The sequence below is a fragment of the Caballeronia humi genome (assembly GCF_001544475.1).
GTDB lineage: Bacteria > Pseudomonadota > Gammaproteobacteria > Burkholderiales > Burkholderiaceae > Caballeronia > Caballeronia humi.
This window is the reverse complement of the sequence record NZ_FCNW02000188.1, coordinates 1-1,247: the sequence shown is the minus strand read 5'-3', so window position 1 is coordinate 1,247 and position 1,247 is coordinate 1. Positions and strand designations below refer to the sequence as shown.

At 53.8% G+C, this 1,247-nt stretch carries 1 protein-coding gene; it reads left to right on the top strand.

Features of this window, described 5'->3' with window-relative positions; translation table 11 throughout:
* On the top strand, positions 1-1,240 hold a 1,240-nt coding region (locus tag AWB65_RS34945), incomplete at its 5' end, for an IS4 family transposase (RefSeq protein WP_125474307.1).
* Between the last annotated feature and the right edge of the window lie 7 nt (positions 1,241-1,247).

Below are 1,247 nucleotides of genomic sequence, written 5' to 3'. Positions count from 1 at the left end.
TCTTTCCAATCCCAAGGTCACTGAACAGGATATTCTGGGCGGACACTTTGAAGCAACGCGAAGCCGCTTTGCCGTCACGCCCGGGCAGGTGCTGGTATTGCAGGATACGACTGAGTTTTCCTACAAACGAGAGCGACCCGAGTTGATTGGATCGACGCATAAGGTTGCCAGCCGCAAAGACCAGGAAGGACGTACTCCGATGCATACAGTTTGCGGCATCCTGATGCATTCGAGCCTGGCAGTCACGACCCAAGGTGTGCCCTTGGGGCTCGCGGCCGTCAAATTCTGGACGCGAAAGAAATTCAAGGGATGCGACGCGCTGAAGCGCAAGATTAATCCAACGCGCGTGCCGATCGAGGGAAAGGAAAGCTATCGGTGGCTTGAAAATCTGCGGCAATCAACAGCACTTTTTGGGCAACCGCAGCGATGCATTCATGTAGGAGATCGCGAAAGTGATATTTACGAACTCTTCTGCCTGGCTCAAGAGTTGCAAACGAATTTCCTGGTGAGAACCTGCGTCGACAGGCTTGCGGGAGATGGCGGCCATACGATTGCCGATGAGATGGATGAAGTACGGGTCAAGGGCGTTCACCGTATCACTGTTCGCGACCAGAACGGTAAGGCTCAGCACGCAATACTGGAACTTCGATACCGCCGCATAACGGTACTCCCACCAATCGGCAAGCAGCGTCGTTATCCCGCCCTGGAGCTGACCGTCATTCACGCCCTCGAACGAGGTGTACCCACGGGCAGCAAACGCATTGAGTGGAAGTTGATCACCAACCTGCCTGTCGCTTCTCGCAAGCAGGCTGTCGAGAAACTCGACTGGTACGCGTTGCGATGGAAAATAGAGGTGTTTCACAAGATTCTGAAATCGGGCTGCAAGGCAGAAGATTCGCAATTGCGCACCGCAGACCGGCTGGCCAACCTCATCTCGGTATTCTGCGTCTTGAGCTGGCGTATCTTCTGGCTCACTATGGTACATCGGGCCGCACCTGATCAACCGGTCGAGATTGCGTTGACATCGCCCGAGATACAACGGCTCGACCAGTTGGTTAAAGATACCGCGAAGAGTTTGAACGCCAAGCCTCTAACCAGATACATCATCAAACTCGCACAGCTAGGCGGCTATATGGCTCGAGCCAATGATCCGCCTCCTGGAAACATCGTGATCTGGCGAGGTTTGCGAAGACTCATCGATATTCAACTCGGCTTTGAACTCGCCAAAAATTGTGGGTAATCGAAAG